The sequence below is a fragment of the Pantoea sp. AG1095 genome (assembly GCF_003208415.1).
Taxonomy (GTDB): Bacteria; Pseudomonadota; Gammaproteobacteria; order Enterobacterales; family Enterobacteriaceae; genus Pantoea; species Pantoea leporis.
On sequence record NZ_QKMJ01000006.1, the window covers coordinates 59,442 to 82,200 of the forward strand.

19 protein-coding genes and 1 other annotated feature are annotated in these 22,759 nt (G+C 56.7%); of the genes, 12 read left to right on the forward strand and 7 right to left on the reverse strand.

From position 1 onward, the window contains the following. Positions 1 to 5: 5 nt before the first annotated feature. Positions 6 to 3,623 carry an urea carboxylase gene (uca, locus tag DEU53_RS13945; protein WP_110867494.1) on the reverse strand — a complete coding sequence of 1,206 codons (3,618 nt, stop codon included), beginning with the start codon at positions 3,621 to 3,623 and terminating at the stop codon, positions 6 to 8. Between the two features lie 2 nt (positions 3,624 to 3,625). After that, complete coding sequence (gene atzF / locus DEU53_RS13950) at positions 3,626 to 5,422, reverse strand: allophanate hydrolase (protein WP_110867495.1); 1,797 nt, start codon at positions 5,420 to 5,422, stop codon at positions 3,626 to 3,628. A gap of 258 nt (positions 5,423 to 5,680) precedes the next feature. On the opposite strand from atzF, the gene sltY reads away from it, so the two are divergent. Both sltY and trpR read left to right on the forward strand, forming a co-directional pair. Then, the gene (gene sltY, locus DEU53_RS13955; RefSeq protein WP_110867496.1) at positions 5,681 to 7,600 is read left to right on the forward strand and encodes a murein transglycosylase; all 1,920 of its coding nucleotides are present in this window, start codon (positions 5,681 to 5,683) and stop codon (positions 7,598 to 7,600) included. A gap of 44 nt (positions 7,601 to 7,644) precedes the next feature. Continuing rightward, a complete protein-coding gene (trpR, locus tag DEU53_RS13960; protein ID WP_101762165.1) occupies positions 7,645 to 7,968 on the forward strand; it encodes a trp operon repressor in 324 nt (107 codons plus the stop codon). Here the strand turns inward: trpR and yjjX are convergent. Beyond that, the gene (gene yjjX, locus DEU53_RS13965; protein WP_110867497.1) at positions 7,965 to 8,486 is read right to left on the reverse strand and encodes an inosine/xanthosine triphosphatase; all 522 of its coding nucleotides are present in this window, start codon (positions 8,484 to 8,486) and stop codon (positions 7,965 to 7,967) included. The genes trpR and yjjX overlap by 4 nt on opposite strands. 51 nt (positions 8,487 to 8,537) lie before the next feature. On the opposite strand from yjjX, the gene gpmB reads away from it, so the two are divergent. Continuing rightward, complete coding sequence (gene gpmB, locus DEU53_RS13970; RefSeq protein ID WP_110867498.1) at positions 8,538 to 9,185, forward strand: 2,3-diphosphoglycerate-dependent phosphoglycerate mutase GpmB; 648 nt, start codon at positions 8,538 to 8,540, stop codon at positions 9,183 to 9,185. A gap of 37 nt (positions 9,186 to 9,222) precedes the next feature. On the opposite strand, the gene robA is transcribed toward gpmB, so the two are convergent. After that, the gene (gene robA / locus DEU53_RS13975; RefSeq protein ID WP_110867499.1) at positions 9,223 to 10,101 is read right to left on the reverse strand and encodes an MDR efflux pump AcrAB transcriptional activator RobA; all 879 of its coding nucleotides are present in this window, start codon (positions 10,099 to 10,101) and stop codon (positions 9,223 to 9,225) included. A 194-nt stretch (positions 10,102 to 10,295) separates the two neighbouring features. On the opposite strand from robA, the gene creA reads away from it, so the two are divergent. Next, on the forward strand, positions 10,296 to 10,769 hold the full coding sequence (creA, locus tag DEU53_RS13980) for a protein CreA (protein ID WP_101762161.1): 474 nt from the start codon (positions 10,296 to 10,298) through the stop codon (positions 10,767 to 10,769). Between the two features lie 46 nt (positions 10,770 to 10,815). Here the strand turns inward: creA and arcA are convergent, their stop codons facing one another. After that, a complete protein-coding gene (gene arcA, locus DEU53_RS13985; RefSeq protein ID WP_008108686.1) occupies positions 10,816 to 11,532 on the reverse strand; it encodes a two-component system response regulator ArcA in 717 nt (238 codons plus the stop codon). A 589-nt stretch (positions 11,533 to 12,121) separates the two neighbouring features. Here arcA and DEU53_RS13990 point away from each other — a divergent pair. The 5 genes from DEU53_RS13990 to thrC all read left to right on the forward strand — a co-directional run bounded on the left by DEU53_RS13990 (position 12,122) and on the right by thrC (position 17,853). Continuing rightward, positions 12,122 to 12,826 (forward strand): tRNA/rRNA methyltransferase, encoded by a 705-nt coding sequence (locus DEU53_RS13990; RefSeq protein WP_101762160.1) that lies wholly within the window; start codon positions 12,122 to 12,124, stop codon positions 12,824 to 12,826. Positions 12,827 to 13,015: 189 nt separating this feature from the next. After that, the gene (gene thrL, locus DEU53_RS23315) at positions 13,016 to 13,087 is read left to right on the forward strand and encodes a thr operon leader peptide (protein WP_071531027.1); all 72 of its coding nucleotides are present in this window, start codon (positions 13,016 to 13,018) and stop codon (positions 13,085 to 13,087) included. Then, positions 13,023 to 13,145: a sequence feature (Thr leader region), on the forward strand. It overlaps the preceding gene by 65 nt. 26 nt (positions 13,146 to 13,171) lie before the next feature. Further along, positions 13,172 to 15,634 (forward strand): bifunctional aspartate kinase/homoserine dehydrogenase I, encoded by a 2,463-nt coding sequence (thrA, locus tag DEU53_RS14000; RefSeq protein ID WP_110867500.1) that lies wholly within the window; start codon positions 13,172 to 13,174, stop codon positions 15,632 to 15,634. Between the two features lie 2 nt (positions 15,635 to 15,636). Continuing rightward, entirely contained in the window at positions 15,637 to 16,566 is a 930-nt protein-coding gene (gene thrB / locus DEU53_RS14005) for a homoserine kinase (protein ID WP_110867585.1), read from the forward strand. A gap of 3 nt (positions 16,567 to 16,569) precedes the next feature. Continuing rightward, positions 16,570 to 17,853: a threonine synthase gene (gene thrC, locus DEU53_RS14010; RefSeq protein ID WP_110867501.1), complete on the forward strand. Its 1,284-nt coding sequence runs from the start codon at positions 16,570 to 16,572 to the stop codon at positions 17,851 to 17,853. A gap of 178 nt (positions 17,854 to 18,031) precedes the next feature. Here thrC and yaaA read toward each other — a convergent pair whose 3' ends face one another. Continuing rightward, positions 18,032 to 18,808, reverse strand: coding sequence for a peroxide stress protein YaaA (yaaA, locus tag DEU53_RS14015; RefSeq protein ID WP_110867502.1), 777 nt, complete (start codon positions 18,806 to 18,808; stop codon positions 18,032 to 18,034). A gap of 212 nt (positions 18,809 to 19,020) precedes the next feature. Here yaaA and tal point away from each other — a divergent pair, with 212 nt between their 5' ends. From tal to DEU53_RS14030, 3 genes are all read left to right on the forward strand, one after another. Then, entirely contained in the window at positions 19,021 to 19,974 is a 954-nt protein-coding gene (gene tal, locus DEU53_RS14020; RefSeq protein WP_110867503.1) for a transaldolase, read from the forward strand. Positions 19,975 to 20,094: 120 nt separating this feature from the next. Beyond that, positions 20,095 to 20,682 (forward strand): molybdopterin adenylyltransferase, encoded by a 588-nt coding sequence (gene mog, locus DEU53_RS14025; protein ID WP_101762156.1) that lies wholly within the window; start codon positions 20,095 to 20,097, stop codon positions 20,680 to 20,682. 110 nt (positions 20,683 to 20,792) lie between these two features. Then, complete coding sequence (locus DEU53_RS14030) at positions 20,793 to 22,103, forward strand: MFS transporter (RefSeq protein ID WP_110867504.1); 1,311 nt, start codon at positions 20,793 to 20,795, stop codon at positions 22,101 to 22,103. Positions 22,104 to 22,141: 38 nt separating this feature from the next. Here the strand turns inward: DEU53_RS14030 and satP are convergent, their stop codons facing one another. Continuing rightward, a complete protein-coding gene (gene satP / locus DEU53_RS14035; protein WP_101762154.1) occupies positions 22,142 to 22,702 on the reverse strand; it encodes an acetate uptake transporter in 561 nt (186 codons plus the stop codon). Between the last annotated feature and the right edge of the window lie 57 nt (positions 22,703 to 22,759).

Sequence of the window (22,759 nt, forward strand, 5' to 3'; positions counted from 1 at the left end):
GCTCCTTATTCCAGCCACAGCAGGGCATCGCCCGGACTCACCGGACGTCCTGCCTGGCAGGCAATGCGTTTCACCGTGCCGGCCTGCGGCGCGACAATCGCCAGTTCCATTTTCATCGCTTCCACGATGACCAGCGTTTGACCGGCTTCCACCGCGTCGCCTGGCTGAACCAGCACTTTCCAGATGTTGCCGTTCATATCGGCGCACACCGCCAGCGCATCGTCGTCGACTTCCGCCACCACCAAGGTTTCTTCGCTGGTAAGCGGCGCGTTCTGCTCTTCCTGCGCCCACAGCGTCACTTCCTGTTCGAAAGCGGCGGACTGACGCTGGCGGAAATCGCTGATCGACGCGGCGTTTTCGGCGAGGAATTGGTGATGGGCGGCGAAGTCGAAGACCGTTTCTTCGATGCGCACCGTGGCGCGGCCTTCGCGGAAGTCATCGCGCAGCTGCGTCAGTTCGTTTTCCGTTACCGGATAAAAGCGCACCTGATCGAAGAAGTGCAGCAGCCACGGCTCGTCGGCCGCAAACTGCTCGTTTTTCAGGAACTTGTTCCAGATTGGTAGTGTGCGGCCCACCAACTGATAGCCGCCGGGTGAATCCATGCCGTAGATGCACATGTACATGCCGCCAATGCCGACCGTGCCTTCGGCGGTAAAGGTGCGCGCCGGGCTATATTTGGAGCTCAGCAGGCGATGGCGTGGATCGATCGGTACCGCGCACGGCGCGCCGAGATAGACATCGCCGAGGCCGAGAATCAGGTAGCTGGCATCAAAAAGGGTGTCGCGCACCGCTTCGCGGCTCGCCAGGCCATTAATACGCTGGATAAAATCGACGTTATTTGGCAACCACGGCGCGCTGGCACGCACAGTTTCCTGATAACGTTCGACCGCGCCGAGCGTGGCGCTGTCTTCGAAGGCCATCGGCATCCAGACAATGCGCGACGGCACTTTCAGCTGGCTGACATCGCCGAGCCCGGCTTCCAGTTCCAGCAGCAGCTGCATCAGCTGTTTCTGGCTGAGAATCAGGCTGTCGTAGCGTACCTGCAGAGAGCGCACGCCCGGCGACAGCTCTTCCACGCCCGGCACCGCGCGTTCACGTAGCGCATTCATCAGCAGATGCACGCGCAGACGCAGCGCCAGATCCAGCACATTATCGCCGTACTCAATCAGCACATATTTGTCGCCCGCCTGGCGATAAACCGCCGCTGGCGTGGTTGCCGTGGCGGGGAGCGCCGCCAGCAAGGTGGCGGAACCGATAGCGCTGGCTGCTAAAGAGGGCACCGCAAAGGCCGGCGCGTGGCTGCTGCGCAGCGTGGCCACGCTATGCGCCTGGGCTTTTTCCAGCGCCACCGCTTCGTCGGCGCTGATCGGATGGAAACGGATTTTATCGCCCGGTTTCACCTGGCCGACTTTCCACAGTTCGGCTTTGGCGATGGTCACCGGGCAGACGAAGCCGCCGAGGCTAGGGCCGTCGTGCGTCAGGATCACCGGGAAGTCGCCGGTGAAGTTCACCGCACCGATGGCGTATTCGCAGTCATGCACGTTGGACGGATGCAGGCCGGCTTCCCCGCCGTTGGCGCGCGTCCACGTCGGTTTAGGGCCAACCAAACGCACGCCGAGACGGTTGGAGTTGTAGTGCACCTGCCAGTCGCTGGCAAAGAACTCATCAATCGCCGCCTGAGTGAAGAAATCCGGTGCGCCGTGCGGTCCATACAATACGCCGATGCGCCATTCAGTGCCGTAGTGCGGCACCAGCGCATGATCGAGCGCCTGCGGTGCGCTGACCGGCGCGGGCGTGGTGCAGGCGGCAAGCTGCGGCTGAGAAATTGGCAGCATATCGGCGACGCGCAGAGTGCGTCCGGCGTGGCCGCCAAACTGGCCGAGCGAGAAGGTGGAGCGGCTGCCGAGATATTCCGGCACATCGAACCCGTTGCGTACCGCTAAGTAGGTGCGGCAGCCGCTCTGCGCGCGGCCCAGCGTCAGGGTTTGTCCCGCTTTGACGCTGACGGGCTGCCAGTAGGAGATGTTTTCGCCATCGACGTCGGCTGGGCAATCAGCGCCGGTCAGGGCGATAACGGCATCGCTGTGGAAGCGCAGCGTGGGGCCTTGCAGCGTGAATTCCAGTCCGGCGGCGCTGTCGTGGTTGCCAACAATGCGGTTGGCGAGGCGGAAGGCGAAATCGTCCATTGGGCCGGACGGTGGCACGCCGATATCCCAATAACCGAGGCGGCCAGGGAAATCCTGAATGCTGCTGAAGGTGCCGGGTTGCAGCACTTCAATCACGCTGGCGGCTGGTGTGAAGCTATCGAGGAAGCGCGTCCACACGTTGCCGCTGCGGAAGGCGTCGGTGGCGACGATCTGGCGCAGATAATCGAGATTGCTGGCGATGCCATGTAGTTGGGTGGCGTCGAGCGCCTGCTGCATCTTCGCCAGCGCCGCTGCGCGCGTCTCGGCATGCACGATCAGTTTGGCGACCATCGGATCGTAAAACGCCGAGACTTCGGTGCCGGTAGCGATCCAGCCATCAACGCGCACGTCATCCGGGAAACTGACGTGGGTCAGTACGCCGGGGCTTGGCTGGAAGTTTTTCAGCGGATCTTCGGCGTAGATACGCACTTCAATCGATGCGCCAGCGGGCGCTTGCTGCAGGCGCGCCCAGTCGAGGGCATCGCCCGCGGCGACTTGCAGCATGCACTCAACCAGATCGAGGCCGGTAACACATTCGGTGACCGGATGTTCAACCTGCAGGCGGGTGTTCACTTCGAGGAAGTAGAAGGCATCTTGTTCGGCGTCGTAGATGTATTCCACCGTACCGGCGCTGCGATAATTCACCAGCTCGCCAAGGCGCACCGCAGAAGAGAGCAGCGCTTCACGCGTTGCCTGCGGCAGATTGGGGGCAGGCGTCTCTTCCACCACTTTCTGGTTGCGGCGCTGCAGCGAACAGTCGCGTTCGCCGAGCGCGATCACTTTGCCGCTGCCGTCGCCAAAAATCTGCACTTCAACGTGGCGCGCGCGATCGATGCAGCGTTCTAAAAACACGCCCGCATCGCTGAAGAACTGCTCGCCAAGGCGGCGCACGCTCTCCCACGCATTGCGCAGCGCATCGGCGTCGGCGCAGCGCGTCAGGCCAATGCCGCCGCCGCCCGCGGTGCTTTTCAGCATCACCGGATAGCCGATGGTGTCGGCGGCGCTTAAAGCTTCTTCCAGCGAACTCAGCAGCGGCGTGCCCGGCGTCATCGGCACGCCTGCGCTGGCGGCGAGCTCACGCGCGCGGTGTTTCAGGCCAAACTCGCCAATCTGCTGCGCGGTGGGGCCGACAAAGGCGATGCCGGCTTTTTCACAGGCATCGGCAAACGGCAGGCTTTCTGACAGGAAACCGTAGCCCGGCCAGATGGCTTGCGCGCCGGTTTCCTGCGCGGCGGCGAGGATTTTATCGATGCGTAAATAGCTGTCGCTGGCTTTGTCGCCGCCGAGGGCGATGGCGACGTCTGCTTCTTTGACGTGGCGCGCGTTGCGGTCAGCATCGGAATAGACGGCGACGCTTTTCACGCCGAGGCGTTTTAAGGTGCGAATGGCGCGGCAGGCGATTTCGCCACGGTTAGCAATCAGAACGGTGCTGAACATGCTTATTTACTCCCCAGAGAGGCCAGCCAGTTGCGCCAGCCGCCAAATTCGGTAATTTCCAGCGCCTGCGACAGCACCGCCGGTTCACAGATAAAGCCTTTGACGATGCGTCCGTCGGCCAGCGTCAGCGAGCCAATGCCGAGCGGGGCCGGGATTTCCGCCACGAACTCGCCAAAGCGCGCCAGCGGGATATCCCACAGTTCCACGGTGATTGCCGCACCGCTCTCGCCACGCAGCAGGCCCGGCTTCTTAATCGGGCCATCGAGCAGGGCGAACAGACGGTAATGGCTGGCGGTTTGCGTCTCCTCGACCAGCACCGCCTGGCGCGTGGTGAGCTGGAAGTTGAGCGGCATGCCGGTGAGATGCGCGCCCACCACCGCCACGCGGACGTGATCGGCTGAAATCGGCAATGCGCCTTGCTGATCAGGCTGCGCCTTGCCGGTGGCACCGAGCGGCAGCGCCATCTGCTGCTGCCAGCGCAGGCCAAAACCAGCCAGTGCGCGATCGTGCCACGCAGGTGCAATCAGCGTGATGCCGGCGGGCAATCCATCGGCGCGGAACGGCGCAGGCAGCGCCAGCGCGCTGAGATCGGCCAGGTTGGTGAAATTGGTGTAGGTGCCGAACTGCGAGTTATAGTGCACCGGCTCCTGCTGCATTTCGTCCAGCGTATGGATGGTTGGCGAGGTGGGCACCAACAGCGCATCGAACTGCGCCAGCGTTTGCTGAATCTGGCGCGTCAGTTCGGCGCGTAGGTATTCCGCCTGATAGGCTTCCACCGCCGTGTATTTCAGGCCGCTGCTGACGATGCCGTACACCACCGGATCCATCTCTTCCGGGCGATGGATCATCTCGCCCACCGCCACGGTGCGCTCGGCAACCCACGGACCGTAATAGAGCTGCTCGGCGAGTTGATGGAACAGAGAAAAATCGATTGGATGCAGTGTGGCGCCGCCGGCCTGCAATTGCTCCAGCGCCGCCAGCCAGGCCGCTTCGGCTTGCTTGTCGCCGAAGAATTCAGGCGTGGCGGGAATGGCGAAATCGGGCTGCGCTTTGAAGCTGGCTGGCGCGGTGTGCGGATTGCTGCGCGAATAGGCATCGCCCGCGTCATAGCCGCCCGCTGCGGTAGCCACCGCGAAGGCATCTTCGACCGTTAACGCGAACACGGAAATGGTGTCATTGAGGCGGCAAGCCGGCACCACGCCGCTGGCAGAGAACCAACCTTTGGTCGGCTTGAGGCCAACGATGTTGTTGAAACCGGCGGGCACGCGGCCCGAACCGGCGGTGTCGGTGCCGAGTGAGAAGCCCACCAGACCGCGCGCCAGCACCGACGCAGAACCGGAGCTGGAACCGCCGCTGACGTAATCAGGATTGAAGGTGTTGCTCACGGCACCAAACGGCGAACGCGTGCCGACTAAGCCGGTGGCGTATTGGTCGAGGTTGGTTTTGCCAATCACCACCGCGCCTGCTGCTTTGAGCTGCGCGACAACAAAGGCATCGGCTTCGGCGGTGTAGGTGAAGGCCGGGCAGGCGGCGCTGGTCGGCCAGCCGGCGACATCAATATTATCTTTTACCGCAAACGGCACGCCAAACAGCGGCAGCGCCGCCGGGTTGCGCTGATAGCTCGCCAGCAGCGGTTCAATCTGTGCCTGCAGCTGCGCGGGCGTGGCAAGATAGAGCCACGCGTTATCCTGCGCGTCGAGGGCGTCGAGATGAGCCGCCAGCAAGGCGGTAATCTGTTGTGGATCCTGTTGGTAACTGCGTTGCCAATCCTGGAGCGTAAAGCCAAAGGTCGATGCCATGAGTGAATTCCAACTGGTATACAAGATGGAATTCAACAGAGCAAAGCGCGTGCCATTTTTGTAAGCCGATGAAACCGCGTAGTTAATTGATGTGTAATACGTTTTTCTGATGATAAATTGCACAACGGCGGCGCAAACGCTGCGCAATGGCGGTGCGCGAGCGTAAATTTTGTGAAGAACATGGCAAGAGACGGTTGGCCTGGTTAGCATGAAAGAAGTCTGGCATGAGCTGGATCGCAGCACTGAGAGGAGAGCGTAATGGAGAAGTGGCGTTACTGGATGCTAGGGATCTGTCTGGTCAGCACGGCCAGCAGCGTATGGGCCGATTCGCTGGATCAGCAGCGACAGCGCTATGCGCAAATCAAGCAAGCCTGGGATAACAAACAGATGGACCAGGTGACGCAGCTGATGCCGACGCTGCAGGATTATCCGCTCTACCCGTATCTGCAATATCGCCTGCTGGCGCAGGATCTTGATCAAGAGACGCCGTTGGCGGTGAAGAACTTTATTCAACAGTATCCTACGCTGCCACCGGCGCGCTCGCTCTCAACGCGCTTTGTGAATGTGCTGGCGAACCGTCAGGATTGGCAGGGCGTGCTCAGCTTCAGCCCGGATGAACCGAAACCGGTGCAGGCGCGCTGTAACTGGTATTACGCTAAGTGGGCGACCGGCCAGCAGCAGGCGGCGTTTGCCGGTGCGAAAGAGATTTGGCTGCGCGGCACCGCGTTACCGAACGACTGCGACAAGCTGTTTTCGGTATGGCAAGCCAGCGGGCAACTCTCGCCGATCACCATTCTCGAGCGTATTCGTCTGGCGATGAAAGCCGGTAACGACAGCCTGGTGAATTACCTGGCGAAAATGCTGCCGGCGGATTATCAAACCACCGCCAGCGCGCTGATTGCGCTGCAGCAGAATCCGCAAACCGTCACCACCTTTGCCAGCAGCATGGGACCCACCGATTTCACCCGCATGGCGACCAGCTATGCCTTCGCCCGCGTGGCGCGTGAGGATATGGATAACGCGCGCATGATGATCCCGCAGCTGGTGCAGGCGCAGAAGATGAGCCAGGCCGATGAGCAGGATCTGAAAGAGACCGTGGTGTGGCGCATGATGGGCGCGGATCTCACCAGCGAGCAGGCGCGCTGGCGTGATGCGGTGGTGATGAACAGCGAATCTACCGCGCTGGTGGAGCGCCGCGTACGCCTGGCGCTGAGCCAGAACGATCGTCGTGGTCTCAATACCTGGATCGCGCGTTTGCCGGTGGAAGCCAAAGAGAAAGATGAGTGGCAATACTGGCAGGCGGATTTGCTGATTTCGCAGGGCCGCAAAGAGGAAGCCAATGATATTCTGCGGAAGCTGATGCAGGCGCGCGGCTTCTATCCGATGGTCGCGGCGCAGCGTTTGGGCGTGGAGTATCCGTTGCAGGTCGACAAGGCTCCGGCAGCCGACAGCAGCGTGACGCAAGGTGCGGAAATGGCGCGCGTGCGTGAGCTGATGTATTGGGGGCTGGATAATCTGGCACGCAGCGAGTGGGCCAATCTGATCTCCAGCAAAACCCGTTCGCAGCAGCAGATGCTGGCGCGTTACGCTAACGAGCAGGATTGGTGGGATCTCAGCGTGCAGGCCACCATCACCGCGAAAATGTGGGATAGCCTGAAAGAGCGCTTCCCGCTGGCATGGCAAAACCTTTACCAGCAATACACCAGCGACAAAGGCATTCCGCAGAGTTATGCGATGGCGATTTCACGTCAGGAGAGCGCGTGGAACCCGAAAGCGCGTTCACCGGTGGGCGCCAGCGGATTGATGCAGGTGATGCCCGCTACGGCGACGCATACCGTGAAGATGTATAACATTCCCGGCTATGTGAACAGCAGCCAGCTGCTGGATCCGCAGACCAATATTCAGATCGGTACGCAGTATCTGGAGTATGTCTATCAGCAGTTTGGTCAGAACCGAATCTTCTCTTCGGCCGCCTATAATGCCGGTCCGGGACGCGTGCGCAGCTGGCAGAAAACCAGCGGTGGTAATCTGGATGCGGTGGCGTTTATCGAAACCATCCCGTTCTCCGAAACGCGTGGCTACGTGAAAAACGTGCTGGCCTACGATGCCTATTACCGTTACTTCATGGGCAAGCCGGACAAGATTCTCGCCGACAGTGAGTGGAATCGCCAGTATTGACTGTGCTATGCTTCCGTACTCGTTAATGAGTACGGAAGCCCTTCATGAGCCAACCCCTTTCTTCCCAGCCGGAATCGGCTCAGCCTGTTGAAGATAACTGGCTGCGATTTATCGAACTGATGCAAAATGCCTTTGCCGATGGCGTGGCGCTGCCGTTATTACAACTGATGATGACGCCGGATGAACGTGAATCCTACGGGACGCGTTTGCGCATTATTGAAGAGCTGATGAACGGCGATATGAGCCAGCGTGAACTGAAGAATGAGTTGGGCGTCGGCATCGCCACCATTACGCGCGGGTCTAATAGTCTGAAAGAGGCGCCGCCAGAGCTGAAACGCTGGCTGGAAGCGCGTCTTGGCCGCGGTTAACGCTGGCTGTAGAGCGGATGGGTGAACGGACACAGTGCCAGAATCAACGCCTGATGGTAGACGCTGGAGCGACTCAGCAGGCCGTGGGTAAGGGCACCAATCGCGCCACCTTTGTGTTTGATATTCTCCACGCCGGTTAAGCGTGCCATCTCATCACCCAATTCATGCCCGGCGGCTAAGCCTGACACGACAATCGGCGGCAGCGTAAAGCTGGCCGAACGTGATTCTCCGCGCTGCTGCGCGTTTTCAACCACCATCCACGCAAAGGCGCAATCGCCTTCAATGCCCGCTTCGATCGCCACCCAATAATCGGCCCGTGGACGCGTTTGACGCGCGTTCTCTACCCGCTGACGTGCGCCAGTTCGCGTTTCAACATCACTAAGTGGCTGGGCTGCGACGCCGCTCTCGACCTCAACCCCTTCGATGTGGCAGGATCCTTCGCCGAAAACGTCGTTGAACGCCTGAGCAATCGCGCGAATTTTTGCCGGGTTGATGGTGGCTGCGACAACATGGTACATAATTGTTTGAACCCTCGAGGCAAATTTGTCGCAGTATAACGGAAATTAAGCATGCTACAGGTCTATCTTGTTCGTCACGGTGAAACGGTATGGAATGCGGCTCGGCGCATTCAGGGGCAGTCTGACAGCCCGTTAACGGAAAAAGGTGAGCAGCAGGCTCAGCAAGTGGGCGAGCGAGTGAAATCGCTGGGCATTACCCATGTGATTGCCAGCGATTTGGGACGGACGCGGCGTACGGCAGAGATTATCGCCGATGCGTGTGGCTGCAGCGTGACGCTTGATGCGCGTCTGCGCGAGCTCAATATGGGCTGCCTGGAACAACGTCCACTCGATGGCTTAACCGAAGAAGAGGAACACTGGCGGAAAACGCTGGTGGATGGCACCACTGCTGGACGTATTCCGGGTGGCGAATCGATGGCGGAGATGGCGACGCGGATGCACGAAGCGCTGAATGCACTGCTGGAGTTGCCTGCCGGTAGCCGTCCGCTGATTGTCAGCCACGGGATGGCGCTGGGCGTGTTGGTCAGTACCATTCTCGGTTTGCCTGCGCATGCGGAACGTCGTTTGCGTTTGCGGAATTGCTCGATCTCGCGCGTGGATCATCAGCAGAGCGCGTGGCTGGCGGCCGGTTGGGTGGTTGAGACGGCGGGCGATGTGTCGCATCTGGATGCGCCAGCGTTAGACGAGCTTCAACGCTAAGCCAAAAAAAATGCCGTCGCGATGACGGCATTTTTTATTAGTTATTCTGTTGGCGAATCGGAATCAGGTATTCGCAGCGGATTTCCGTTGGCGGCTCGCTACGTTTTTTACCCCCGTGCGTGTAGAAACGCTCGATGTCCTGTCCCTGACGACGCACTAATCCCAGCGTTGGCATACAAGTGCCGTACAGCAGCAGGATAAATTCACCCAGCGCGCTGCGCGCACCGTTGTAGGTGAACTGCACGTAATCACCGGCTTCCACAATCACGCTCTGATTCGACTGCATGCTTTTTGCCAGCTGATCGGCAGGCACCGCAGTGGTGTAGAGAATCTCCTGCTCATCATCTTTTTCATGGCTGGCGCGCACCTGATGCAAGCCATACAGCACCGGCGGCACCGTGTCGGTTTCCAGCAGGAACTGCTTCCAGAAATGCAGGCGCATCTCATCGCGATAGCTGGAAATCTGCTCCAGCGTACAGGAGTAACTCTGCGTCTGGCCGACCAGCACCGTTTCTGGCAGCGTGACAAACTGCGCTTCCGGCATGCTGTTATTGTCGAGACGAATTGGCGGGCGAATGCCAAACGAGTTCCACTCCGATGAGCGACGATACCAGGCAGGCGTTTGGTTGAATTGCTTTTTAAACGCACGGGTAAAGGTCTGCTGCGAATCGAAGCGATATTGTAACGCGATGTCGAGGATGGGGCGGCTGGTCAGGCGAAGCGCCACCGCGGCTTTCGACAGCCGACGCGCGCGAATGTACGCACCAATCGCGTGGCTGGTTACTTCCTTGAACATCCGCTGTAGATGCCACTTGGAGTAGCCTGCTTTCTGCGCAACGTTATCTAATGAAAGCGGTTGATCCAGATGGCTCTCCAGCCAGACAAGCAAATCGCGAATGATACCGGCTTGGTCCATAAAACATCCTCATAACTCTCTGGTGGCGCAACTATGAAGTCGTCGAATAATAGCACGAAATGCACAAAAGCGTGGGGGCGGTTTGCTAATCGAGTGTGCTAAGTCAAAGCGGGTTAAAACCCTTTTAGGTTTGGTTCTCTGTTCGATTGACAGTACATTACATTCTCATCTATTCGATTGGCAATGGTAACTCAATGACAATAGCTCGTATTCTTATAATCACGTTGGCAACATATGTATTCAGTGCTGGCGTTCAGGCCGAAGAGATCGGCTCAGTTGACACGGTATTCAAGATATTTGGCCCCGATCATAAGATCGTGGTAGAAGCCTTCGATGACCCCGACGTAAAAAATGTAACCTGTTATATCAGCCGGGCAAAAACCGGCGGTATTAAAGGGGGATTAGGTTTGGCGGAAGACACGTCCGACGCGGCCATCTCCTGTCAACAGGTGGGACCGGTAGAGCTTAGCGAGAAAATCGCACAAGGCAAGGCGCAAGGTGAAGTGGTGTTCAAAAAACGCACATCACTGGTGTTTAAGAAGCTGCAGGTGGTGCGCTTCTTTGACCAGAAACGTCATGCGCTGGTGTACCTAAGCTATTCCGACAAGGTGGTGGATGGATCGCCGAAGAATGCGCTGAGCGCCGTGCCGATTATGCCGTGGCATTAATGCAGGCATAAAAAAACGCCCTCACGGGCGTTTTTTCTTGCAACGCTTAATCCTGCAGTTCGCCGCAGAAGCGGTAACCTTCGCCGTGAATGGTGGCGATGATTTCTGGCGTGTCTGGCGTGGATTCGAAATGCTTACGGATGCGGCGGATGGTGACATCCACGGTACGGTCATGCGGCTTCAGCTCGCGGCCGGTCATCTTCTTCAGCAAGTCACCACGCGTCTGGATTTTGCCAGGGTTTTCACAGAAGTGCAGCATGGCGCGGAATTCACTGCGCGGCAGCTTGTACTGGTCGCCGTTCGGACTGATCAGTGAGCGGCTGTTGATATCCAGCTCCCAACCGTTGAAGCGATAGCTTTCAACGGTACGGCGTTCTTCACTTGGCATCGCCAGATTCATGGTGCGCGACAGCAAATTGCGTGCACGAATCGTCAACTCACGCGGGTTGAACGGTTTGGTGATGTAATCATCGGCACCGATTTCCAGACCGAGGATTTTATCCACTTCATTATCACGGCCGGTAAGGAACATCAGCGCGACGTTTGCTTGCTCACGCAATTCGCGCGCCAACAGCAAACCGTTTTTACCTGGCAGGTTGATATCCATAATCACCAGATTGACGTCATTTTCCGTCAAAACCTGATGCATCTCGGCGCCGTCGGTGGCTTCATAGACCACGTAACCTTCTGCCTCAAAGATACTTTTAAGGGTGTTACGCGTGACCAGTTCGTCTTCAACGATAAGAATGTGCGGGGTCTGCATGTTTCGCTACCTAAAATTTGCCAACAAATCGAAAACAGGGCGTACGTCGGTTACGCTAATGTGCTGCAACCGGTATACGAAATAATCTTCGGAATACACCATCCATCTACGTCAACTTCAGTGTTAGCTCAGCCAGTCAGGATGGATATTTGCACGCCCCGAGGATCTCGGACAGGCGCTCATCCTAACCGTATTAACAGCAACCTAACAGCACCAACAACAACCGATAAGCATAAAAACAACGCTTCGTTGACTTATATCAAATGCAAGTGTAGCACGTTAACACTTTTATGAAAAACTTCTCCAGGATTGCTAGTTTAGCTCACAAAATGCAGCATTTTTGCTACATTTCGTCCTTATAAAACCAAAACTAAAACACGCAGGAAATTATATTTCAATGATATGAAAGAAAAGGGTTTTATATTCAATAGGTCCGATAATTTTGCTTATGCCCGCTAATTTCCACTACAGCTGGATTTATCCCTCTTTTAACATCGTTAACATCTTATTTTCTCCTCTAGCCGCAGTTGGTATTTTCTCTCCTGCATGCCAACATAATGCGAGTTGTTAACAGTTCGATGGAAAAATCATGCATTTCCCCTTAATCCTTGTCTCTCCCGCTCGTCCGGAAAATATAGGTGCGGCTGCTCGCGCTATGAAAACCATGGGATTTAGCGAGCTGCGCATTGTCGCCAGCGATGCCTGGCAAGATCCCGCAGCACGTCGAGTGGCGCACGGCGCCGGTGAGATCCTCGATAACGTCAAAACCTACGCCACGCTGAGCGAGGCGCTCAAGGATGTCGATTTTTCCGTAGCGACCACCGCACGTAGCCGCGCGAAATTCCGCTATTACGCTACGCCCAGCCAGGTTGAAAACATCCTGCAGGAGAAGCGCCAATGGCTGAGCCGCATCGCGTTGGTGTTTGGCCGTGAAGACAGCGGCTTAACCAATGAAGAGCTGGAGCAGGTCGATCTGTTAACCGGCATTCCGATGGCCAATGATTATCCGTCGCTGAATCTCGGTCAGGCAGTGATGGTGTATTGCTATCAGCTGTCGGCGCTCAATCAGATTGCGGCTGAGACCGCAGAAGTGGCGAATGAGCAGCAGTTGCAGGCATTGCGCCAGCGCTTTCATCAGTTGCTGGTCAAGCTGGATGTGAGTGATGACGTCAAAATGGCGGACTGGATCGATCAGCGCATCGGCCTGCTGGAACAGCGTGACAGCGCCATGCTGCATCGTTTGTTACACGATGTAGAAAAAAAACTTATAGATAATTGCTCGGATAAATCCTGAGATGCTAGTGACTGATGCGGCAATCCGCCGCATCTCCTGAACGATCGCGATAATTTTTGCCTCAGCAAGCGCAGCACTGCGCAACGCCAGGGACGGCGCGGCTAAGACAAATTCGTTGACTTAACGTGCGCTTTGCTTTACTTCTGGAAGGCAGACGGACAAGACAAAGACAGACAGAAAAAAATCTAAATGCGTAAACTCAGCCTGAACACCACAATTATTATTACCACCACCATTACCACAGGTAACGGTGCGGGCTGACGCATACAGGAAAAACAAAGAAAAAAGCCCGCACCTAAACAGTGCGGGCTTTTTTTTCGGCAAAAATTCAGGAGAGCTTCAAATATGCGAGTGCTGAAATTCGGCGGAACCTCAGTAGCCAATGCGGAACGTTTTCTCCGTGTGGCGGATATTCTGGAAAGCAATGCACAACAGGGACAGGTTGCGACCGTACTCTCTGCACCAGCAAAAATTACCAATCATCTGGTGGCGATGATTGAGAAAACCATCAGCGGCCTGGACACGTTGCCGAATATCAGCGATGCCGAACGTATTTTTGCCGATCTGTTGCAAGGCTTGCGTGATGCGCAGCCGGGCTTTGATTATGACGGACTGAAAACCCGCGTTGAACTGGAATTTGCACAGCTGAAACAAGTGCTGCACGGCATCAGCTTGCTGGGCCAATGTCCGGACGCTGTGAATGCCGCCATCATCTGCCGTGGCGAAAAGCTGTCGATTGCTATTATGGAAGCGCTGCTGCAGGCGCGCGGCCACAAAGTTACCGTTATCGATCCGGTGGAGAAGTTGCTGGCGATTGGTCATTACCTTGAATCCACCGTTGATATCGCCGAATCCACGCGTCGCATCGCCGCCAGCCAGATCCCAGCCGATCACTTTATCCTGATGGCCGGTTTCACCGCCGGGAACGAGAAAGGTGAACTGGTGGTGCTGGGCCGCAACGGTTCTGATTACTCCGCTGCGGTGTTGGCTGCGTGTTTGCGCGCTGATTGCTGTGAAATCTGGACCGATGTTGACGGTGTGTATACCTGCGACCCGCGTCAGGTGCCCGATGCGCGCTTACTGAAATCGATGTCGTATCAGGAAGCAATGGAGCTCTCCTACTTCGGCGCCAAAGTCTTGCATCCGCGTACCATCGCGCCCATCGCCCAGTTCCAGATTCCTTGCCTGATCAAAAACACCGCTAACCCGCAAGCGCCGGGCACCTTAATTGGTGGCGAAGGCGAGCTGGATGAGAATCCGGTGAAAGGCATTACTAACCTGAATAACATGGCGATGTTCAACGTGTCAGGTCCGGGCATGAAAGGCATGGTCGGCATGGCGGCGCGCGTTTTCGCCGCAATGTCACGCACCGGCATTTCCGTGGTGCTGATCACCCAATCCTCTTCGGAATACAGCATCAGCTTCTGCGTACCGCAAAGCGAGCAGGCGCGCGCGCGTCGCGTGCTGGAGGAGGAGTTCTATCTGGAGTTGAAAGATGGCTTACTCGATCCGCTGGACGTGCTGGAACAGCTGGCGGTGATCTCGGTGGTCGGTGATGGCATGCGTACGCTGCGCGGCATCTCGGCTAAATTCTTCTCGGCGCTGGCGCGAGCCAACATCAATATCGTGGCGATTGCGCAGGGCTCGTCTGAGCGTTCCATCTCGGTGGTAGTGAGCAACGATGAAGTCACCACCGGCGTGCGTGTGGTGCATCAGATGTTGTTCGCTACCGATCAGGTCATTGAAGTGTTCGTGGTCGGCGTTGGCGGTGTGGGCGCAGCGTTGCTGGATCAGCTGCATCGCCAGCAGACATGGCTGAAACAGAAGCATATCGATCTGCGCGTGTGCGGCATCGCTAACTCGCGGGCGCTGTTGACCAACGTACACGGTATCGATCTCAGCAACTGGAAGGCAGAACTGAACGAAGCCAAAGAGCCGTTCAATCTCGGTCGCCTGATGCGTTTGGTGAAAGAGTATCATCTGCTAAACCCGGTGATCGTCGATTGCACCTCCAGCCAGGCGGTTGCCGATCAGTATGCCGATTTCCTTGCCGAAGGTTTCCATGTCGTCACGCCGAACAAAAAGGCCAACACGTCGTCGTGGAATTATTACCAGCAGATGCGTGCAGCGGCAGCAAAATCGCGCCGTAAGTTCCTGTACGACACCAACGTTGGTGCCGGTTTGCCGGTGATCGAAAACCTGCAAAACCTGATGAATGCCGGGGATGAACTGATCAAGTTCTCCGGTATTCTCTCTGGCTCGCTCTCCTTTATCTTCGGCAAGCTTGATGAGGGCGTTTCGCTGTCGGAAGCGACCAAAATGGCGCGTGAGATGGGCTTTACCGAGCCGGATCCACGTGACGATCTTTCTGGCACCGATGTGGCGCGTAAGCTGCTGATTCTGGCGCGTGAAGCGGGGCATCAGCTGGAGCTTAGCGATATCGATATCGAACCGCTGCTGCCCGCCAGCCTGACGGAGATCGCCGACGTTGAGCAGTTTATGCAACGTCTGCCGGAGCTGGATAACGCCTTTGCCGCGCGCGTTGCCAAAGCGCGTGACGAAGGTAAAGTATTACGCTTCGTCGGCGCGATAGAAGAGGGTGGCGTCTGCAAAGTGAAGATTGACGCGGTGGACGGCAACGATCCGCTGTACAAAGTGAAGAACGGTGAGAATGCGCTGGCATTCTACAGCCGCTACTATCAGCCAATCCCGCTGGTTCTGCGTGGATATGGTGCAGGGAATGATGTCACAGCAGCGGGCGTGTTTGCTGACCTGCTGCGTACGCTGTCGTGGAAGTTGGGAGTTTGATGATGGTAAAAATTTATGCACCGGCCTCGATAGGTAACGTCAGCGTCGGCTTTGATGTGCTTGGCGCGGCGGTTTCGCCGGTGGATGGCACCTTGCTGGGTGACTGCGTTTCCGTGGAAGCCGCCGACAGCTTTAGCCTGGTGAACTCCGGGCGTTTTGTCAGCAAACTGCCGACCAATCCGCAGGAGAACATCGTTTATCAGTGCTGGGAGCGTTTTTGCCAGGCGATTGGTAAACAAGTTCCGGTGGCGATGACGCTGGAAAAGAATATGCCGATTGGTTCCGGACTCGGCTCAAGTGCTTGTTCGGTGGTTGCCGGTTTGATGGCGATGAACGAATTCTGCGGCAAACCGCTCAACGACACCGAACTGCTGGCGCTGATGGGCGAGCTGGAAGGGCGTATTTCCGGCAGCGTACACTTTGATAACGTTGCGCCGTGCTTCCTTGGCGGCGTGCAGCTGATGATTGAAGAGAACGGCATCATCAGTCAGGACGTGCCGTGCTTTGACGAATGGCTGTGGGTGATGGCGTATCCGGGGATTAAAGTCTCCACCGCCGAAGCGCGTGCCATTCTGCCGGCACAGTACCGCAAAGAGGATGCCATTAAGCATGGCCGCCTGCTGGCAGGCTTTATTCACGCTTGTCATACGCGTCAGCCTGGGCTGGCGGCTAAACTTATGCAGGATGTTATCGCCGAGCCGTATCGCACCAAACTGCTGCCAGGCTTCGCCGATGCGCGTAAAGCAGCGCAGGATGTTGGCGCGCTGGCGTGCGGCATTTCGGGCTCCGGCCCGACACTTTTCGCCGTTTGCAACGAGATGGCAACGGCACAGCGGATGGCGGACTGGCTGAGCCAGCACTATCTGCAGAATGAAGAAGGTTTCGTCCACATCTGCCGTCTTGATACGGCTGGCGCACGTAAATTGGGATAACGCATGAAACTCTACAACCTTAAGGATCACAACGAGCAGGTTAGTTTTGCTCAGGCCGTTAAACAGGGCCTCGGCTCGCAGCAAGGGCTGTTTTTCCCGCTCGAACTGCCGGAATTCGAACTGACCGATATCGATGCCATGCTGGAGATGGATTTCGTCAGCCGCAGCAGCAAAATTCTCTCTGCCTACATTGGTGATGAAATTGCGGCGCATCAGCTGGCCGAGCGCGTGAAAAACGCCTTTGCTTTCCCGGCGCCGGTGGCGAAGGTCAGCGATGATGTGGCTTGCCTCGAGCTGTTCCACGGTCCAACGCTGGCGTTCAAAGACTTCGGCGGCCGCTTTATGGCGCAGATGCTTTCCTATGTGAGCGGTGCGGATGAGCAGATCACCATTCTGACCGCCACTTCCGGCGATACCGGCGCCGCCGTGGCGCATGCCTTCTACGGCATGGAAAACGTGCGCGTGGTGATTCTCTATCCGCAGGGTAAAATCAGCCCGCTGCAGGAGAAACTGTTCTGTACGCTGGGCGGCAACATCGAAACCATCGCGGTTGAAGGCGATTTCGATGCGTGTCAGTCGTTGGTGAAACAGGCGTTTGATGATGAAGAGCTGAAAAAGGCGATTGGCCTGAACTCGGCGAACTCCATCAACATCAGCCGTCTGCTGGCGCAGATTTGCTACTACTTCGAAGCGGTGGCGCAGCTGCCACAAGAGAAGCGCAATCAGCTGGTGGTGTCGGTACCGAGCGGAAACTTCGGTGACTTAACGGCTGGCCTGCTGGCTAAATCATTGGGTCTGCCGATTAAGCGCTTTATCGCTGCGACCAATGCTAACGATACCGTGCCACGCTTCCTCGGCAACGGCGCATGGCAGCCAAACGCCACGGTAGCAACGCTGTCGAACGCCATGGATGTCAGCCAGCCGAACAACTGGCCGCGCGTGGAAGAGCTGTTCCGCCGCAAAACCTGGCGTTTGACCGATCTGGCGTACGGCGCGGTAACCGATGAAACCACCAAATCCACCATGCGCGAGCTGGCAGAGATTGGCTATATCTCTGAACCGCATGCGGCGATTGCTTACCGTTTGCTGCGCGACAACCTGCAGGAGGGCGAATATGGCCTGTTCCTCGGGACTGCGCATCCGGCGAAGTTCAAAGAGAGCGTGGATGAGATTCTGGGTCAGGATCTGCCGCTGCCAAAAGAGCTGGCCGAGCGCGCCGATTTGCCACTGCTGTCGCACAACCTGAAAGGCGATTTCGCGGAGCTGCGGGCGTTTTTGCTGAAGTAAGTGCTGACTGGGGTAAGTGCTCGCTGTCCCCCATCCCGGCCTTCCCCCGCTAGCGGGGGAAGGAGACGCTGCCACATGCAGCCTCCAAACTCACATTTTGCAGCATCTTCCTCCCCCATTTATGGGGGAGGACCGAGGAGGGGGGCAGCGAGCACAATCCATTGCAGCGCTTGCTGAACTATTTCTGCTCGCGGCGCTTAAACACCAGTTCGTTCTCGCTGCTTTCTGCACCGTCCAGAAAATATCCATCCACATCGAACTTCTTCAGCTGCGCAGGGTTGGTCAGGCGGTTCTGAATCACATAGCGGCTCATCAAACCGCGCGCTTTCTTGGCGTAAAAGCTGATGACTTTAAATTTGCCATTCTTCTCATCGAGGAACACCGGCTTGATCAACTCGGCGTTGAGTTTCTTCGGCTTGATGGCTTTGAAATACTCATCGGATGCCAGATTGATCAGCACGTCATCGCCTTGCTCAGCAATCGCCTCGTTTAACTTCTCAGTCAGCAAATCGCCCCAAAAGCTGTAGAGATCTTTCCCGGCCGGATTCGCCAGCTTAATGCCCATCTCCAGGCGATAAGGCTGCATCAAATCGAGTGGGCGCAGCAGGCCGTAAAGACCCGACAACATGCGCAGATGCTGCTGGGCAAAGTCAAAATCGTCGTCGCTAAAAGTTTCGGCCTGCAAACCGGTATACACATCGCCTTTAAACGCCAGGATCGCCTGACGCGCATTCTCCAGCGAGAAGGGCGGCTGCCATTGGTTAAAACGATCGGCATTCAGGTGCGCCAGCTTGTCGCTAATGCCCATCAGTGAGCTGATTTGCGCCGGTGAAAGATCGCGCGCAACGTCAATTAATTGGTGTGATTTTTCTAACAGCGCCGGTTGGGTAAAGCGTTGTGTCGCCAGCGGGCTTTCATAGTCCAGTGTCTTCGCTGGTGAGATAACCATCAGCATCGTGTACGTCCTCTTTGACCCGCAGGTTTATCAGGGAATTGAAGGGAAAATGTCGCAAGGAGTGTAGCAAAAAAGCGGCATGGATCGGCAAATCGCTCCCATTTGTTAGCGCTATCGTAAAGGGCACTTCGTGGTGTTGCGCCGTCACTTGTGCGTGATATTATCGCAACAGCCTTTTACACCCTGACAGTCAACCTAAGAGAAAGAGAACCATGACGGACAAACTTACTTCCTTGCGTCAGCTGACTACTGTGGTCGCCGACACCGGTGATATCGCGGCGATGAAACTTTACCAGCCGCAGGACGCGACCACGAACCCTTCTTTGATTCTCAACGCCGCTCAAATCCCTGAATACCGCAAACTGATTGACGAAGCCATTACCTGGGCACGTCAGCAGAGCAGCAACAAAGAAGAGCAGCTGGCGCTGGTTTCTGACAAGCTGGCCGTCAACATTGGTCTGGAAATTCTCAAACTGATCCCTGGTCGCATCTCGACTGAAGTCGATGCGCGCCTCTCTTACGACACTGAAGCGAGCATCGCTAAAGCGCGTAGCCTGATCAAACTGTACAACGATGCGGGCATCAGCAATGACCGTATCCTGATCAAACTGGCGTCAACCTGGCAGGGCATTCGTGCTGCTGAGCAGCTGGAAAAAGAAGGTATCAACTGTAATCTGACGCTGCTGTTCTCCTTCGCGCAGGCGCGTGCCTGTGCCGAAGCGGGCGTGTTCCTGATCTCCCCATTCGTTGGCCGTATCCTCGACTGGTACAAGCAGAACACCGATAAGAAAGAGTATGCAGCCCACGAAGATCCAGGCGTGGTGTCTGTGGCTGAAATCTACAGCTACTACAAGCAGCACGGTTATGAAACCGTGGTAATGGGCGCAAGCTTCCGTAACGTTGGTGAAATCATTGAGCTGGCTGGCTGCGACCGTCTGACCATCTCTCCGGGCCTGCTGAAAGAGCTGGCTGAGAGCGAAGGCACCGTTGAGCGTAAACTGAGCTACACCGGCGAAGTGAAAGCGCGTCCAGCGAAGATGACCGAAGCTGAGTTCTTCTGGCAGCACAACCAGGATCCAATGGCCGTTACCAAACTGGCTGAAGGTATCCGCAACTTTGCCATCGATCAGGGCAAACTTGAGAAGATGATCGCCGAGCTGCTGTAAGGTGATTGGCCGTGGCGGCAACCGCTGCCACGGTTTTACGTTTTTTCCCCCGCTTCTTGTATTATCCTTCTAACTACTCACGTCATTTGCTGCCATGCAGCTAACCACAGCGATAACTCTATGGATACTTTACGAATTGGATTAATTTCCGTTTCCGATCGTGCTGCTAACGGCATCTATCAGGATCAGGGCATTCCGGCGTTAGAGAGCTGGCTCACCGCCGCGCTGGCTACGCCGTTTGAAATTGAAACGCGTCTGGTGCCGGATGAGCAGCCAATGATTGAGCAGGCGATTTGCGAGCTGGTCGATGAGCTGTTCTGCAATTTGGTCCTCACCACCGGCGGCACCGGACCGGCGCGGCGTGATGTGACGCCAGATGCCACATTGGCGGTTGCCGACCGTGAAATGCCGGGCTTCGGCGAGCAGATGCGCCAAATTAGCCTGCAATTTGTGCCGACCGCTATTTTGTCTCGCCAGGTTGGCGTGATCCGCAAGCAGTCGCTGATCCTCAATCTGCCGGGCCAGCCAAAATCCATTAAAGAGACGCTGGAAGGGCTGAAAGCGGAAGATGGAACGGTAAAGGTGCCGGGGATTTTTGCCGCTGTACCTTATTGTTTACAGCTACTGGAAGGGCCGTATGTGGAAACTCATGCCGATGTGGTAGCAGCTTTTCGCCCCAAAAGCGCCCGTCGTGAGACAAATGACTAAAAATCGGCATTTTCAGGCATAAAATCCATCGGCACTGGTGTGGCAAAATATTGACGGTATAGTAATTCAATCTTTACATAAGTTGTTTTGCCTCTGGATACCGCTGGATTATGGATACGCACGCAACGCGCCGACTCAACGGGCAGGATTACAAAACCCTGTCGCTGGCCGCCCTTGGTGGGGCGCTGGAATTCTACGACTTCATTATCTTCGTTTTCTTTGCCGCCGTGATTGGCGAACTGTTCTTCCCGCCTGACATTCCTGAATGGTTGCGTCAGGTGCAGACTTTCGCCATCTTTGCTGCGGGTTATCTGGCGCGTCCGTTAGGCGGCATTATCATGGCGCACTTTGGTGACAAAGTGGGGCGTAAGAAGATGTTCAGCCTCAGTATTCTGCTGATGGCGCTGCCGACGTTGGCGATGGGCGCATTGCCCACTTATGCCAGCATTGGCATCGCTGCGCCGTTATTGATGCTGCTAATGCGCGTGCTGCAAGGCGCGGCTATCGGCGGTGAAGTGCCTGGCGCGTGGGTGTTTGTCGCCGAACATGTGCCTGAAAAACGCATTGGTTTTGCCTGCGGCACGCTGACCGCAGGCTTAACCGCAGGGATTCTGCTCGGTTCGCTGGTGGCAACGGTGCTGAACACCACGCTGTCACCGGCTGCGATGCGCGATCATGGCTGGCGCATTCCTTTCTTCCTCGGCGGTGTGTTTGGCTTGCTGGCGATGTATCTGCGTCGCTGGCTGCATGAAACCCCGGTGTTCCAGCAGATGCAGCAGCGTAAAGCGCTGGCAGAAAAAATGCCGCTGCAAACCATTTTCGCCAGCCATAAGCGCGGCATCGTAATTTCGATGCTGCTCACCTGGCTTCTGTCGGCCTGCATTGTGGTGGTGATTTTGATGGCGCCGACGCTGATGCAAAAACAGCATGGCATTCCCGCCGCGCTCAGTCTGCAGGCCAACAGCTTCGCCACCATTATGCTGCTGCTGGGTTGTGTTATCGCCGGATGGCTGGTGGATCGCTTCGGCGCGGCGCGTTCGCTGATGGTCGGTTCAATACTGCTGGCGATCGGCAGCTGGAACTTCTTCCATCAGTTAGGTAGCACGCCGGAAATGCTGTTTGTTTGGTACGGTTTAGCGGGCCTGAGCGTGGGTGTCGTCGGCGTAGTGCCGTTTGTGATGGTGCGCGCATTCCCGGCGGCGGTGCGCTTTACCGGCATCTCATTCTCGTACAATGTTGCTTACGCGATTTTCGGTGGTCTGACGCCGATTAGCGTAACGCTGATGATGAGCCTGACGCCAATGGCGCCTGCCTGGTATGTGCTGGCGCTGGCGATAATTGGCTTTATGGTGGGAATCTGGCTGTGGCGCGATAGCCGTCAGCAGTATGCGCAGTTAGATATGTCGCTGCACTCGTCATAATGCAAAAAGCGGAGCCAAACAGCTCCGCTATTCATTTGTCACTCGCCAATCGGCAATACCGTACGACCAAACTTCTCGTTCAGCACTTCGCCCATCGCCAGATAGAACGCACTCGAACCGCAAATAATGCCAATCCAGCCGGCAACGCGCAGCAACCCCGCGTTGTCGGTCAGGTGGCCGATAGCCAGCAGCGCAAACAGCAGCGTCAGGCTGGCGAAGATGAACTGCAGCATTTTCGGTGACTTCAGCGTGCCGAAAAATAGGAATGCAGTGAACACGCCCCACAGCGCGAGATACGCGCCAAGGAAGTGGCCGTCGGCCGCCTCTGCCAGCCCCAGTTTCGGCAGTAGCAGAATCGCCACCAACGTTAACCAGAAGCTGCCGTAAGAGGTAAAGGCGGTCAGCCCAAAGGTGTTGCCTTTCTTATACTCCAGCAGCCCGGCAAAAATTTGCGCGATGCCGCCGTAGAAAATCCCCATCGCTAGGATGATCACATCCATCGCAAACAGGCCGGTGTTGTGTAAGTTGAGCAGGATGGTGGTCATACCGAATCCCATCAGGCCCAACGGGGCGGGATTCGCCAGCGTGGTATTGCTCATAATTCCTCAGAAGCAGCGTTGAAGATGTTGTTCGTGTTTTACACCCGCGCAAACCGC

Coding starts and splice junctions, on each gene's coding strand:
- thrC (WP_110867501.1), top strand. CDS start 16,570: ATGAAACTCTACAACCTTAAGGATCACAACGAGCAGGTTAGTTTTGCT.
- yaaA (WP_110867502.1), bottom strand. CDS start 18,808: ATGCTGATGGTTATCTCACCAGCGAAGACACTGGACTATGAAAGCCCG.
- arcA (WP_008108686.1), bottom strand. CDS start 11,532: ATGCAGACCCCGCACATTCTTATCGTTGAAGACGAACTGGTCACGCGT.
- mog (WP_101762156.1), top strand. CDS start 20,095: ATGGATACTTTACGAATTGGATTAATTTCCGTTTCCGATCGTGCTGCT.
- robA (WP_110867499.1), bottom strand. CDS start 10,101: ATGGACCAAGCCGGTATCATTCGCGATTTGCTTGTCTGGCTGGAGAGC.
- DEU53_RS13990 (WP_101762160.1), top strand. CDS start 12,122: ATGCATTTCCCCTTAATCCTTGTCTCTCCCGCTCGTCCGGAAAATATA.
- thrA (WP_110867500.1), top strand. CDS start 13,172: ATGCGAGTGCTGAAATTCGGCGGAACCTCAGTAGCCAATGCGGAACGT.
- atzF (WP_110867495.1), bottom strand. CDS start 5,422: ATGGCATCGACCTTTGGCTTTACGCTCCAGGATTGGCAACGCAGTTAC.
- DEU53_RS14030 (WP_110867504.1), top strand. CDS start 20,793: ATGGATACGCACGCAACGCGCCGACTCAACGGGCAGGATTACAAAACC.
- gpmB (WP_110867498.1), top strand. CDS start 8,538: ATGCTACAGGTCTATCTTGTTCGTCACGGTGAAACGGTATGGAATGCG.
- creA (WP_101762161.1), top strand. CDS start 10,296: ATGACAATAGCTCGTATTCTTATAATCACGTTGGCAACATATGTATTC.
- trpR (WP_101762165.1), top strand. CDS start 7,645: ATGAGCCAACCCCTTTCTTCCCAGCCGGAATCGGCTCAGCCTGTTGAA.
- sltY (WP_110867496.1), top strand. CDS start 5,681: ATGGAGAAGTGGCGTTACTGGATGCTAGGGATCTGTCTGGTCAGCACG.
- thrB (WP_110867585.1), top strand. CDS start 15,637: ATGGTAAAAATTTATGCACCGGCCTCGATAGGTAACGTCAGCGTCGGC.
- uca (WP_110867494.1), bottom strand. CDS start 3,623: ATGTTCAGCACCGTTCTGATTGCTAACCGTGGCGAAATCGCCTGCCGC.
- yjjX (WP_110867497.1), bottom strand. CDS start 8,486: ATGTACCATGTTGTCGCAGCCACCATCAACCCGGCAAAAATTCGCGCG.
- tal (WP_110867503.1), top strand. CDS start 19,021: ATGACGGACAAACTTACTTCCTTGCGTCAGCTGACTACTGTGGTCGCC.
- satP (WP_101762154.1), bottom strand. CDS start 22,702: ATGAGCAATACCACGCTGGCGAATCCCGCCCCGTTGGGCCTGATGGGA.